Annotated in this window: 14 protein-coding genes; 5 read left to right on the top strand and 9 right to left on the bottom strand. The window is 72.7% G+C overall.

Translation table 11 applies throughout. The features are described 5' to 3' along the window. Positions 1–54 precede the first annotated feature (54 nt). Genes hypB through hypE form a run of 5 tightly spaced genes read left to right on the top strand, consistent with a single transcriptional unit; the run spans position 55 to position 5,642 of the window. Positions 55–777 (top strand): hydrogenase nickel incorporation protein HypB, encoded by a 723-nt coding sequence (gene hypB, locus ABZ624_RS17945; RefSeq protein ID WP_360089098.1) that lies wholly within the window; start codon positions 55–57, stop codon positions 775–777. Continuing rightward, the gene (gene hypF / locus ABZ624_RS17940; RefSeq protein WP_360089095.1) at positions 774–3,131 is read left to right on the top strand and encodes a carbamoyltransferase HypF; all 2,358 of its coding nucleotides are present in this window, start codon (positions 774–776) and stop codon (positions 3,129–3,131) included. Before hypB ends, hypF begins: the two co-directional genes overlap by 4 nt. A 3-nt stretch (positions 3,132–3,134) precedes the next feature. Then, positions 3,135–3,425 carry a HypC/HybG/HupF family hydrogenase formation chaperone gene (locus ABZ624_RS17935; protein ID WP_360089091.1) on the top strand — a complete coding sequence of 97 codons (291 nt, stop codon included), beginning with the start codon at positions 3,135–3,137 and terminating at the stop codon, positions 3,423–3,425. Continuing rightward, positions 3,422–4,576, top strand: a complete 1,155-nt coding sequence (gene hypD, locus ABZ624_RS17930; RefSeq protein ID WP_360089088.1) for a hydrogenase formation protein HypD — start codon at positions 3,422–3,424, stop codon at positions 4,574–4,576. Before ABZ624_RS17935 ends, hypD begins: the two co-directional genes overlap by 4 nt. Further along, on the top strand, positions 4,569–5,642 hold the full coding sequence (gene hypE / locus ABZ624_RS17925) for a hydrogenase expression/formation protein HypE (RefSeq protein WP_360089085.1): 1,074 nt from the start codon (positions 4,569–4,571) through the stop codon (positions 5,640–5,642). Before hypD ends, hypE begins: the two co-directional genes overlap by 8 nt. A gap of 36 nt (positions 5,643–5,678) precedes the next feature. On the opposite strand, the gene hypA is transcribed toward hypE, so the two are convergent. From hypA to ABZ624_RS17880, 9 genes are read right to left on the bottom strand one after another with little or no spacing between them, the layout of a single operon-like run. Beyond that, complete coding sequence (gene hypA / locus ABZ624_RS17920; protein ID WP_360089082.1) at positions 5,679–6,020, bottom strand: hydrogenase maturation nickel metallochaperone HypA; 342 nt, start codon at positions 6,018–6,020, stop codon at positions 5,679–5,681. Positions 6,021–6,027: 7 nt separating this feature from the next. After that, the gene (locus ABZ624_RS17915) at positions 6,028–6,225 is read right to left on the bottom strand and encodes a hypothetical protein (protein ID WP_360089079.1); all 198 of its coding nucleotides are present in this window, start codon (positions 6,223–6,225) and stop codon (positions 6,028–6,030) included. A 45-nt stretch (positions 6,226–6,270) separates the two neighbouring features. Continuing rightward, positions 6,271–6,477, bottom strand: a complete 207-nt coding sequence (locus ABZ624_RS17910) for a hypothetical protein (protein WP_360089076.1) — start codon at positions 6,475–6,477, stop codon at positions 6,271–6,273. Positions 6,478–6,524: 47 nt separating this feature from the next. After that, positions 6,525–7,112 (bottom strand): DUF5947 family protein, encoded by a 588-nt coding sequence (locus tag ABZ624_RS17905; RefSeq protein WP_360089073.1) that lies wholly within the window; start codon positions 7,110–7,112, stop codon positions 6,525–6,527. Continuing rightward, a complete protein-coding gene (locus ABZ624_RS17900) occupies positions 7,109–7,666 on the bottom strand; it encodes a NifU family protein (protein WP_360089070.1) in 558 nt (185 codons plus the stop codon). The genes ABZ624_RS17905 and ABZ624_RS17900 overlap by 4 nt, the downstream gene beginning before the upstream one ends. Next, positions 7,659–9,458: a nickel-dependent hydrogenase large subunit gene (locus ABZ624_RS17895; protein WP_360089067.1), complete on the bottom strand. Its 1,800-nt coding sequence runs from the start codon at positions 9,456–9,458 to the stop codon at positions 7,659–7,661. Before ABZ624_RS17895 ends, ABZ624_RS17900 begins: the two co-directional genes overlap by 8 nt. Before the next feature lie 51 nt (positions 9,459–9,509). Further along, positions 9,510–10,601 carry a hydrogenase expression protein HypE gene (locus ABZ624_RS17890; protein ID WP_360089064.1) on the bottom strand — a complete coding sequence of 364 codons (1,092 nt, stop codon included), beginning with the start codon at positions 10,599–10,601 and terminating at the stop codon, positions 9,510–9,512. Further along, positions 10,598–11,143 carry a hemerythrin domain-containing protein gene (locus ABZ624_RS17885; RefSeq protein ID WP_360089061.1) on the bottom strand — a complete coding sequence of 182 codons (546 nt, stop codon included), beginning with the start codon at positions 11,141–11,143 and terminating at the stop codon, positions 10,598–10,600. The genes ABZ624_RS17890 and ABZ624_RS17885 overlap by 4 nt, the downstream gene beginning before the upstream one ends. Continuing rightward, positions 11,130–12,668 (bottom strand): hypothetical protein, encoded by a 1,539-nt coding sequence (locus tag ABZ624_RS17880; protein WP_360089058.1) that lies wholly within the window; start codon positions 12,666–12,668, stop codon positions 11,130–11,132. The genes ABZ624_RS17885 and ABZ624_RS17880 overlap by 14 nt, the downstream gene beginning before the upstream one ends. Positions 12,669–12,818 lie beyond the last annotated feature (150 nt).

The following is a 12,818-nucleotide window of genomic DNA, read 5'->3' as shown; positions in this document are numbered from 1 at the left end:
CGGGCCGCAGGGACGCGGCCCGGGCTCCACCGTCGTATCCGAGGAGCAGCGCCCATGTGCCGGTCCGACGTCAAGCAGGCCGTACTGGCGAAGAACGACGACCTGGCCGCGGATCTGCGCGGCGACCTCGCCCGGCAAGGGGTGACCGTCGTCAACCTGCTGTCCAGCCCTGGCAGCGGAAAGACCGAACTCCTCGGCCGGGTCCTGGGCCGTGCGGTGGAGCAGGGCGTGCCGGTGGCCGCGCTGACCGCGGACCTGGCCACCGAGAACGACGCCGTCCGGCTGGCCCGTTCCGGCGCCCCGGTCCAGCAGCTGCTCACCGACGGGCTGTGCCACCTGGAAGCCCGTCAGGTGCGCGCCCGGCTGAACGGCTGGCTGCCGCCGGACACCTCGGTGCTCTTCGTGGAGAACGTCGGCAACCTCGTCTGCCCGGCCGCGTACGACCTCGGCGAGACGTTGCGGGTCGTGCTGATGGCGGTCACCGAGGGCGAGGACAAGCCGCTGAAGTACCCCACCGCCTTCGGCTCCGCCCATCTGGTCGTGATCACCAAGACGGACCTCGCCGAGCCGGCCGGCTTCGACGAGACCGCGTTCCGGACGAACGTGCACCGGGTCAATCCGGGCGTGGAGATCGTACGGTCCTGCGCCCGTACCGGCGCCGGAGTCGGCACGCTCCTGGAGCGTGCCCTCGCCGCCCGGGACGGCGTCCCGCACCGGCCGCCCCTGGCCCCGCGTCCGCACGGCCACCACCACAGCGCATCCGCTCCGGTCGCATGACCGCCCCCGCCACCGGACCGGTACGCCGCGTCCTCACCGTGCGGGGCACCGTACAGGGCGTGGGCTTCCGGCCGTATGTGCACCGCCTCGCCGCGGGCCTCGGTCTGGCCGGGTTCGTCGGCAACACCGGTGACGGCGTGCACATCGAGATCGAGGGCCCGGCGCCGGAGGTGGACCGCTTCTGCGTCCTGCTCGCCGCACAGCCGCCGCCGCTCGCCACCGTCACCGCCGTCGAGGACAGGGCCCTGCCCGCGACCGGTGACACCGGCGACTTCGCCATCCGCTCCACCGAGCGGGCCGTCGGCCGCACCCAGCTCCCGCCCGACACCGCGACCTGCGCCGACTGTCTGCGGGAGCTGGCCGATCCGGCCGACCGGCGGCACCGGCACCCGTTCGTCACCTGCACCCACTGCGGCCCGCGGTTCACCATCGCCACCGCCATGCCGTACGACCGTGTGGCCACGACGATGGCCGGCTTCCCGATGTGTCCCGCCTGCGCCCGCGAGTACGGCGACCCCGCCGACCGGCGCTTCCACGCCCAGCCGGTCGCCTGCCCCGACTGCGGCCCGCGGCTCACCCTGACCCCGGCCGACGGGCTCGGCGTCCGCCCGGCCCGGGACGCGGACGCCCTGGCGGCGGCGCGGGCGCTGCTGGCCGCCGGGCGGATCGTCGCCGTCAAGGGCCTCGGCGGCTACCACCTGGCCTGCGACGCCACCGACGCCCGGGCCGTGGCCACGCTGCGCGACCGCAAGGAACGCGGCGGCAAGGCCTTCGCGGTGATGTGCGCCGGCCTCGCCACCGCCGAGCGGCTGGCGGTCCTCTCCACCGCCGAACGCGCCGCGCTGACCGGCGCCCGGCGCCCCATCGTCCTGCTCCGCAGACGCACTCCGGCGAACGGCCTCCGCCTGGCCGACCAGGTCTGTCCGGGCAGCCCGCACGTGGGCGTGATGCTGCCCTACACCCCCGTCCACACCCTGCTGTTCGGGCTGCCCGGCGATCCGCCCGGCCCCCGGGTCCTGGTCATGACGAGCGGCAACCGCTCCGGCGAGCCCATCGTCACCGACGACGCCGAGGCACTGACCCGGCTCGCCGGACTCGCCGACGCCTGGCTCGCCCACGACCGGCCCATCGCCTCACCGTGCGACGACTCCCTGCTGCGGGTCCGGCCCGACGGCACCGAACAGGTCCTCAGACGCTCCCGCGGCTACGTCCCCCGCCCCGTGCGGCTCCCGGTTCCGGTACGGCCCGTCCTCGCGGTCGGCGGTGACCTGAAGAACGCACTGTGCCTGGGCGAGGGCGACCACGCCTGGTTCGGGCCGCACATCGGTGACATGGGCGAACTGGCCACCCTGGAGGCCGCCGAGCGCGCCGAACGGCACCTGGCCCGCCTGACCGGGGTGACTCCGGCCCTCGTCGCCGCCGACCGGCACCCCGGCTACCACTCGACCCGCCGGGCCCGCCGTCGCGCCGCCCACCTGCCGGACGGCTCCCTGCGGCTGGTTCAGCACCACCACGCCCACATCGCCTCCGCGATGGCCGAGCACGGCCTGGACGGTACGGCCCCGGTGATCGGCGTCGCCTTCGACGGCACCGGGTACGGCGACGACGGCACCGTGTGGGGCGGCGAGATCCTGCTCGCCGACTACGCCGGCTACCGGCGCTACGCCCACCTCACCCCCGCCCCGCTGCCCGGCGGGGACGCCGGGGTGGCCAACCCGTGCCGGCTGGCGCTGGCCCGGCTGTGGGCGGCGGGCGTGCCCTGGGAGCCGGACCTGCCCAGCGTGCAGGCCTGCGCGGACGTCGAACTCGCCGTGCTGCGGCGGCAGTTGGACCGGCAGGCGGCATGTGTGCCGACGTCCGGCATGGGCCGCCTGTTCGACGCGGTGTCCTCGCTGGCCGGTGTGTGTCACCGGGCGGGATACGAGGCGCAGGCCGCGCTGGAGCTGGAGGCGGCGGCACTTCAGGCATGGGACGCGGACCGGGAGCCGTACCCCTTCGCCCTCACCGGTGAGAGGGGCCTCCTCGGGTGCGACCCCGCACCGATGCTGCGGGCCCTGCTCGCGGACCGGCGCCGCGGCACCCCCGCACCGGTCCTCGCCGCCCGCTTCCACCGGGGCGTCGCGGCGGCCGTCACCGGGCTCTGTCACCGCGCCCGCGCCGAGACCGGCCTGACCACGGTCGCCCTCACCGGAGGCGTCTTCGCCAACGGCCTGCTGGAGCAGGAGTGCACCGCACTGCTGACCACGGCCGGCTTCACGGTCCTGCGGCACGGCGAAGTGCCCCCGAACGACGGAGGGCTGGCGCTCGGCCAGCTCATGGTCGCGGGAACAGCGAACAACCACGAGACGGAGTGACCCATGTGTCTGGCAGTGCCCGGCAAGGTCGTGTCCATCGACCATCGCGCCGATCCCCTGACCGGGATGATCGACTTCGGTGGGGTGCGCAAGCAGGCGTGCCTCGAGTACCTGCCCGACGTACGGGTGGGGGAGTACGTCATCGTCCACGTCGGCTTCGCCCTGCAGCGGCTGGACGAGGAGTCGGCCCGGGCGTCCCTGGAGCTGTTCGAGCAACTGGGGTTGCTGGAGGAGGAGTTCGGGGACGCCTGGGAGCAGGCGGCCCGGCAGGAGAGCGGGAGTGAGGCCCGGTGAAGTACATCGACGAGTTCAACGACCCGGCCCTGGCGCGCCGGCTGCTGGACGAGATCCACGCCACGGTCACCCGGCCGTGGGCGCTGATGGAGGTCTGCGGCGGCCAGACCCACTCCATCATCCGGCACGGCATCGACCAACTCCTGCCGGAAAAAGTCGAGTTGATCCACGGCCCCGGCTGTCCGGTGTGCGTCACGCCGCTCGACGTCATCGACAAGGCCCTGGAGATCGCCGCCCGCCCCGAGGTGATCTTCTGCTCCTTCGGGGACATGCTGCGCGTGCCCGGCACCGACCGCGACCTGTTCCGGGTCAAGGGCGAGGGCGGTGACGTCCGCGTGGTGTACTCACCGCTGGACGCGCTCGACCTCGCCCGCAAAAACCCGGACCGGCAGGTCGTGTTCTTCGCCATCGGCTTCGAGACGACCGCACCCGCCAACGCCATGGCCGTCCACCAGGCCCGCCGCCTCGGCCTGGACAACTTCAGCCTGCTGGTCTCCCACGTCCGGGTCCCGCCCGCGATCGAGGCCATCATGACGGCACCGGAATGCCGCGTGCAGGGCTTCCTCGCCGCCGGGCACGTGTGCAGCGTGATGGGCACCGCCGAATACCCGGAGCTGGCCGACCGGCACCGGGTGCCGATCGTCGTGACCGGCTTCGAACCGCTGGACATCCTCGAGGGCATCCGCCGCGCCGTCCACCAGCTGGAGCGCGGCGAGCACCGGGTGGAGAACGCCTACCCGCGCGCCGTACGGGAACAGGGCAACCCGGCGGCCCTGCGCATGCTGGAGGAGGTCTTCGAGGTCGGCGACCGCAACTGGCGCGGCATCGGCCCCATCCCCGCCAGCGGCTGGCGGCTGTCCGACGCCTACCGGGCCTACGACGCCGAACACCGCTTCGACGTCGCCGGCATCCGCACCGAGGAACCCGCCGTGTGCCGCGCCGGAGAGGTCCTGCAGGGCCTGATCAAGCCCACCGAGTGCGAGGCGTTCGGCACCAGCTGCACCCCGCGCACCCCGCTCGGCGCCACCATGGTCTCCAACGAGGGCGCCTGCGCGGCCTACTACCTGTACCGCCGGATGCACAACGCCCCCACGCCGCAGGGATCCCGCATGCCGCAGGCCCAGCACGAGGAGATGAACCCCGTTGGCTGACCTGGCAACCGAAGCGGCCGTCGACCCCGCGAACTGGGCCTGCCCCGCACCCCTGCGGGACCAGCCGGTCGTCGTCATGGGCCACGGCGGAGGTGGCGCCCTGTCCGCCGAACTGATGGAACAGATCTTCGCCCCCGCCTACGGCAACCCCACCCTGGCCGCGCTCACCGACTCGGCCGTCCTCGACCTGGGCGGGGCCCGGCTGGCCTTCTCCACGGACTCCTACGTCGTACGGCCGCTGTTCTTCCCCGGCGGCAGCCTCGGCGACCTCGCCGTCAACGGCACGGTCAACGACCTGGCGATGAGCGGCGCCCGGCCCGCCTACCTGTCCACCGCCTTCGTCCTGGAGGAGGGCGTGGAACTGGACGTGGTCCGCCGCATCGCGCAGGCCATCGGCGCGGCGGCCGGGACGGCGGGCGTCACCGTCGCCACCGGCGACACCAAGGTGGTCGAGTCCGGACACGGCGACGGCGTCTACGTCACCACCGCCGGAGTGGGCCTCGTACCGGACGGTGTCGACATCCGCCCGCAGCGCGCCCGGCCGGGCGACGCCGTCATCGTCAGCGGCCCCATCGGGCTGCACGGCGTGGCCATCATGAGCGTGCGTGAGGGCCTGGAGTTCGGTGTCGAGATCGCCTCCGACACCGCGCCCCTGGCAGACCTCGTGGCGGCCATGCTGGCGGTCACCACGGACCTCCATGTGCTGCGCGACCCCACACGGGGCGGACTCGGTGCGTCCCTGAACGAGATCGCCCGCGCCTCCGGCACCGGCGTCCGGCTGCGCGAGCGGGCCATCCCCGTCCCGGAGGAGGTCGCGAACGCCTGCGGCTTCCTCGGTCTGGACCCGCTGTACGTCGCCAACGAGGGCCGTCTCGTCGCCTTCGTACCCCCGGCGCACGCCGAGGCGGTCCTGGCGGCGATGCGGGCCCACCCGCAGGGCACCGGCGCCGCCCTCATCGGGGAGTGCGTGGCCGACCACCCGGGCATGGTCGTCGTCGCCACCGGTCTCGGCGGCACCCGGGTGTTGGACCTGCCGCTCGGGGAGCAACTGCCCCGGATCTGCTGAACGGCCGCCCGGCCCCGCCCTCAGGGCGGGGCCGGGTCACCCCTGGACCCCCGTGATCTCCAGCTCCCGCCCGCAGCGCAGCTCCTGCGAGGGCCGGTCGCAGCGCGGGCACCAGAAGAACGGCGGCATGCCGACCGCGAACTCCTCGGCGCACCCGCCGCACCAGGCACGCGCACTCACCTGCTCCACGACCAGCCGGGCCCCGGCGAGCGCCGTGCCGTCGCGGGCCACCTCGAAGGCGAAGTGCAGCGCGTCCGGTACGACGCCGGCCAGCTCGCCGACCCGGACGGTCACCGCCGTCACCCGGTCCGCCCCGTCCGCGCGGGCGATCTCCCCGGCCTGTTCCACGATCGCGGTCGCGATCGACAGTTCGTGCACGGCCGGCTCAGGCGGGGCGCTTGGCGCCGGACCGCAGGTTGATCATGCGCCAGATACGCACCTCGCGCCGGATACCGGGCAGTTCCCGGACGAGCAGAACGAGCGCGGCCGCGCCCAGTACGGCGGCCTCGGCGCGCAGCATGCGCTGGGCCGACCGCCCGGCGCGCGCCTGTGCCGACAGCGCCGACCTTCTTGTTCGGTACATCCTCATCCCGGTGCCCTTCCGTTGCCGCGTCTTCCTCATCCCGCATCACCCCGGGGAGATGTTCGGCATGATCTTCATGATGGCGTCGTGCCGCTTCCAGTGGATCCCGGTGGAGCGGCGCGCGTCGGACGTGCCGTCCCTGTGGTGTCCGGTCTGGTGCTTGTACGGGCCCTTGTTGCCCTGGTGCAGACCCGGTACATGCCGTGGCGTGTCCGGCTTGACCTGCGCCCGCCCGACCTTGATCCGGCCCATGGCGCTCTCCTTTCCGCCGCCTGCGCGGCTCCTCCTTCCACGGTGCCCTACGGTCGCTCGCAGAGCTCCGTGAAGAACTGTTCGACGGCCGGCCAGACGCGGCCGCCGCCGGCCAGGCCCCGCCACTCGCGGCGGACCAGGGCGACCATCCGCAGACAGTCGTCCACCGGCACGATCCAGTGGTGGTCGAGGCCGCGCACGGTGTTCACCAGCAAAGCCTCCACCTCGGGTGCCACGGTCGCCAGCTGCGGAACCGCGCCGCACATCTGCTGCCAGCGGGCCGCGTCGACCTCCCAGCGCATGGCTCCGGCCGGGCTCGGCCCCTGCGCGGTGACCGTGCCGTCCGCGCGGGGCACGAAGAAGACCAGCCCGACGGGCACCCCGAGCGGCCCGGTGTCCACCGGGTCCAGGCGGACCCGCCGACGGGGGACCAGCAGGTACTGCCCGCCGCCCGCGCCCGCACCGGCGAACAGCACCGCGCAGGCCGGGCACGCGCACAGCACCTGTTCGCGCCCGGTGTCGTACATGTGGCGGTGCTCGTCCGGCACCGGACTGGCGCACAGGTCGCACCGCTCGGGGCCGGCCCGCTCGGCGGCGGAACGGACCACACGGGCCAGTGCGCCGTCCACGCTCACCGGGCCTCCCGCCCACCGAGCCGCAGCGCCGTGAGCGGTACGAAGGCCGGGGGCGCCGGGCGGGCCGGCGCGGGCAGCTGCTCGACCGCCGTCAGCTCCGGTGCGGCGGTCAGCACCGCTTCCCGGACGGCGTCCGCGACGGTGGCCCCGCCGCCGCAGCCGGAACCGCAGCCGCCCGCCTCGCTCACCCGCACCCGGGCCACCCGGCCCTCGACACCGACCAGCTCCACATCGCCGCCCCGGTCGCGCACCGCCGGGCGGAGCCGGTCGACCGCGCGCTCGGCCCGCCGTGCGGCCGGCTCCGGGTGGAGCTGGTGCAGCACCAGCAGATGCCCCAGCAGCTCGTCCTCGGCCAGCCGGGCGGCCAGCGGCTGCCCGGCCAGGTCCAGCACCCGGGCCAGCGCCTCGCCGTAGACCTCGGTCAGCAGCCGTACCGCCTCGACGGTCGTGGCGCCCAACGGGCCGGGAGCGTTCTCCAGCCGGCCCAGCAGCTCGTCCAGCCGCGTCAGCCGGCCCTCCACGGCCGGGTCGGCGAGTCGCCCGGTGTCAGCCATGGTTCGCCCCGTACGTCGGCGAGTGCACGGTCGTCAGCGTCTTCCCCTTGCCCATGTACATGTGCACCCCGCACGGCAGACAGGGGTCGAAGCTGCGCACGGTGCGCATGATGTCGACGCCCTTGAAGTCGTCGGGTCCGTTCTCCTCGAAGATCGGCTGGCCCTGGACGGCGTCCTCGTACGGTCCCGGGGTGCCGTGGATGTCGCGGGGGCTGGCGTTCCACGGGGTCGGCGGGTAGGGGTGGTAGTTGGCGATCTTCTTGTCCCTGATCACCAGGTGGTGGGAGAGGACACCGCGCACCGCCTCGTGGAAGCCGCAGCCGATCGCCTCGTCCGGGACCTCGAAGTCCTCGAACACCTTGGTCTCGCCGGCCCGCAGCAGCCCCATGGACTCTTCCAGGAACTGCAGGGCCATGGCCGCCGCGTAGGCGACGAAGTACGGCCGGGCGCGGTCCCGTTCGAGGGTGTTGCTCCACTTCGGGATGTGCCACTCCAGCGTCGTCTCGGGAAGTGACTCGCCCTTGGGCAGGGAGATGCGCACACTGCTGCCGGTGGCCTTGATGTACGGCGTGTCCACCAGGCCGCTCAGCGCGGTCGACCACAGCCGGGCCAGCGGGCCGCCGCCGGTGTCCAGGGCGAGGTGCTGCCCGGTCTCGGGGTGGTACCAGCGGGGGCTCATCACCCAGCTGTAGTTGCCGTCGAAGTCCCGCTTCTGCGGCACCGGGACGGTCGTCTGGTTCCACGGGTGGCGCATGTCGACGGGGTTGCCGAGCGGGTCGTGGGTGACGAACGGGTCCTCGTTCACCCAGTCCTCGTAGAAGGAGCTGCCCAGCATGATGCGCAGGCCGAGGTTGATGTCGACCAGGTTGTTGGTGACGAGTTTGCCGTCGACGACGATGCCGGGGGTGACGTACATCGCCTTGCCCCACCGGTTCATGTTCTCGTAGCGGTAGTCGACCTCGTCCGGGTTCTGCCAGGCGCCCCAGCAGCCCAGCAGGATACGGCGCTTGCCGACCTCCTCATACCCCGGGAGAGCCTCGTAGAAGAAGTCGAAGACGTCGTCGTTCATCGCCACCGCCTTCTTCACGAAGTCGATGACGCGCATCAGCCGGGCGAGGTAGTCGGTGAAGGTGTTGGGCTGCGGCATGGTGCCGACGCCGCCCGGATACAGCGTGGAGGGGTGCACATGGCGCCCCTCCATCAGGCAGAACATCTCCCGGGTGACCCGGGACACCTTCAGCGCCTCCTTGTAGACCTCGCCCTCGAAGGGGTTGAAGGCCTTCATGATGTCGGCGATGGTGCGGTAGCCGTGGATGTCCCCGCGGGGCGCGTCCGTGCGCTCGGCGCGGGCCAGTACACCGGGGTTGGTGGCCTTGACCATCGCCTCGCAGAAGTCCACGAACACCAGGTTGTCCTGGAAGATCGTGTGGTCGAACATGTACTCGGCGGCCTCGCCGAGGTTGGTGATGTGCTCGGCCAGCTTCGGCGGCTTGACGCCGTAGGCCATCTGCTGGGCGTAGTTGGAGCACGTGGTGTGGTTGTCGCCGCAGATGCCGCAGATACGCGAGGTGATGAACCCGGCGTCGCGCGGGTCCTTGCCCTTCATGAAGACCGAGTAGCCGCGGAAGAGCGACGAGGTGCTGTGGCACTCCACCACTTCCTGGTTGGCGAAGTCGATCTTCGTGTAGATGCCCAGGTTCCCGATGATCCGGGTGATCGGGTCCCAGGACATGTCCACGATCTGGGCGGGCTTGCGCTCCGAGACCCGGCGCCGGTCCTCGGTTGTCGTCATGTCGTTTCCTGCCCCTCGTTCGTCGTACGCACAAGTCGGTGGGGGTGCCGCTCAGGCACGCCAGTACGGGTCGTAACCGGTGGTCAGTTCCGGGCCGTTGTGGTGCCACTTGGGTTCGCGGTTGACCGCGACGCTGGTCAGTCCGCGCAGCCGGCGGATGACGGCGCCGTACGGCTTGATCAGCATCGACGACAGCGCGCCGCCGGTCGGCTCGTCCATGAACGGCATGAACGCGTCCGGGAAGCCGGGCATGGTGCAGCCGATGCAGATGCCGCCGACGTTCGGACAGCCGCCGATGCCGGCCATCCAGCCGCGCTTGGGCACGTTGCAGTTGACCACCGGCCCCCAACAGCCCGTCTTCACCAGGCACTTGGGGGAGTTGTAGTCCCTGGAGAAGTCGGCCTGCTCGTAGTACGCGGCCCGGTCGCAGCCCTCGTGCACGGTCTTGCCGAACAGCCACTGCGGGCGCAGCATGTGGTCCAGCGGGGGCGGCGGTGCCGCTCCGGCCGCGTGGTAGAGCACCCAGACCAGGGTCTCCATGAAGTTCTCCGGCTGGATCGGGCAGCCGGGCACGTTCACCACGGGTAGGGCGCCCTGCGACTTGAAGTCCCAGCCGAGATAGTCCGCGAGGCCCATGCAGCCGGTCGGGTTGCCGGCCATCGCGTGGATGCCGCCGTACGCCGCACACGTGCCCGCGGCCACCACCGCCCAGGCCTTGGGCGCGAGCTGGTCGATCCACCAGTTCAGCGTCTGCGGCTCACCGGTTGCCGGGTCGTTGCCGAACGACGTCCAGTAGCCGTCCCCCTCGATGATGTTCTGGTTCGGGATCGAACCCTCGATGACGAGGATGAACGGGGACAACTCCCCGCGGGCCGCCGCCCGGTACGGGGCAAGGAAGTCCTCGCCGCCCAGGCTCGGGGAGAGGACCTTGTTGACGAGGTTCACCTTCGGCAGGCCCGGGATGAGGCCGAGCACCAGGTCCTCGATGGAGGGCTGGCCGGCGGCGGTCAGCGAGACGGTGTCGCCGTCGCAGCTCATGCCCTCCGAGATCCAGAGGATGGTGATCTCGTCGAACCCCTTTCCGCGCGCCTCCGCCCGGCTGGGTTCCTGGCTCACCTCGGTGGTACCGCTCTGTGTGGTCATGTCGTCGGCCTCCGCTGCAGTCGGTCCCGGAGTCGGTCGTAGGCCGCGGCCAGCGGGGCCGCGAGGGTCAGGGCGGGGGGTTTCTCGGGGGCGTTCGGGTGCGGACGGGTCGGCGCGCCCTGCTTGGCCCCGTCGATCATCCGGCCCAGCTCGTCCAGCTCCTGCTGGGCGACGGCCTCCCGCAGCCGGGGCATCATCACGCCCTCCTCCTCGCGGATGTGCTGCTCCACCTCCCGGCGCAGCTCGTCCACCAGCTCGTCGGCGCGCGGGTCGCCCTCGTCCAGCCGGTCGAGGGCCAGGAGCGTCTTCTTGACCGCCATGTGCTCGCTCAGATGCTCGTCCATCTCCCGATCACCGTCCGGGAGCGTCTTCCTGGCCAGCGGATAGACGAGCATCTCCTCCAGCGCCGCGTGCTTGGACAGCTCGCGCACCAGCAGCTCCACGACCCCGCGCCGCTGTCGCGCGGAGGCGGCCGCGTCGTAGTCACGGAAGAGCTGCTCGACCATCCGGTGGTCGTGCGCCAGCACCTCAAGGGCGTCCATCAAGCCGTCCCTCCTCCGGCCGGGCGGCCGGATGTCTTGGCCGCGGGGACTGCGGCCGGGGTGATCGGACCGAGCCCGCCGCATTCGGGGCGTCCGTGAGCGGTTCGACCTCGTCGGGCCGGAAGTAGTGGAAACGGCCGTACCAGCCGTGCAGTTCGGCGGCCGGGTCGTCGTCGACGGTGACGGCCAGGTGGACGCTGCCGTCCACGTCGTGGAAGACCGCGGCGACCCGTGCCGTCCGGCCGTCCAGGAACATGTCCTGCGCGTCGGCGCCCCGGCCGCGCGGGCGCAGCCGCACCCGGCTGCCGCCGCCGACGGACACCCCGTCCACGTCCACGGTGTCGGTCGCGGGGGCCGGCCCGTCGTCGCCGCCCTCCTGCCACCAGGCGGGCCGTTCGGCGGGTGGCGGCACCGGCGTCAGGGAACGGATCGCGCCGTGCAGGCGCTCGAAGACCTCCCGGGGCATGGTGTCGACCCGGTCGAGGATCCGTGCGGCGCGCGGATCGGTGGCCCGGGCCTCGGCCTTCTCGTCGTCGGTCAGCAGCATGGTCCGCAGCGTGAGGATCTCGTCGATCTCCGCGGCGTCGTGCAGATCCCCGGGACTCTCCGGTGCCACCTGGGGATGGTCCGGGAGGATGATCGGGGCGGAGAGCATGACGCCCGCGGTCCCCGCACGCGCGGGCGGGCCGCCGAGAACGGGAAACGTGAACGCGTTCCGGCACGCCCGCGCCTGCTCCGCCAGGCCCCCGGGGGGATCGATCAGGGACACGAACTCCACGCCGTCCCCGCCCACGAGGGTGTGCGTGGCGATCAGCGCCTGCCGCAGTGCCGTGTGCCGAGGAGCCCGGGGGTCCGGTGCCTCGCCGGTGTTCTCCGTGCGTACCCGCAGCCGGTACAGCTCCGGCGCGAGCGGTTCGGCCACCACCGTGGTCGTGGCGTGCACCTCGCGGCGCCGCCGTACCGTCCGTCCCGCACCGCCCGGCAGCGGCTCGGACTCCGCGCCGCCGGCCGCGCCCACCCGGGCGGTACGACCGCCCCGCAGCAGCTCCGCCAGCGGCACCATCAGCTCCGACTCGCGCGGCACGGCCTCCTCGAACGACAGATGCGCGGCGCCGTCAGCCGTACGCAACGACTCCACCGGGCGGTGGCGTCCGTCCCCGCCGGCCTCCTCGACCTGCTTGTCCTGCATCTGCAGATACCGCACCCGCACCCGGACGACCGCGTCGGTGTCCGGTGCCCGCAGCAGGCACTCGGTCTGCTGGTACCACGAGTCCGCGGAGCCGGAGATCCCCGGCGTGACCGGCCCGTCCTGCTCCACCCAGGCGCGGGGCAGCAGCACGCCGAACTGCCAGCGGACCCGGTTCTTCGGCGAGGACCGGCGGTAGGGGTAGAGCAGGTACCCCTCGTACAGCACGGCGTCGGCGACGGCTCCCACCTGGTCGAAGGCATCGCGCGACACGCCGGCGTCGTCGCCGTCCACCAGGGCGGCGAGCGCCGCGCCGTCCTCGCCGGTTCCGACCGACATGCCGCCTCCTCATCACGGGTCCGTTCGTCCATGCCTTCCACCACCGTCACACCCGTCACAGCCGCTCGCCCCTCCGGCGCACTCCGGTTGGGCCGAGCAGGGGACGACGCCGGCGACTTCATCGACGACAGGACCGAGGGCAAGCACAGC

The sequence above is a fragment of the Streptomyces sp. NPDC007205 genome, from assembly GCF_040634095.1.
Classification (GTDB): domain Bacteria; phylum Actinomycetota; class Actinomycetes; order Streptomycetales; family Streptomycetaceae; genus Streptomyces.
Note: the sequence above shows the minus strand (reverse complement) of the source record. Positions and strands in the feature narration are given on the sequence as shown.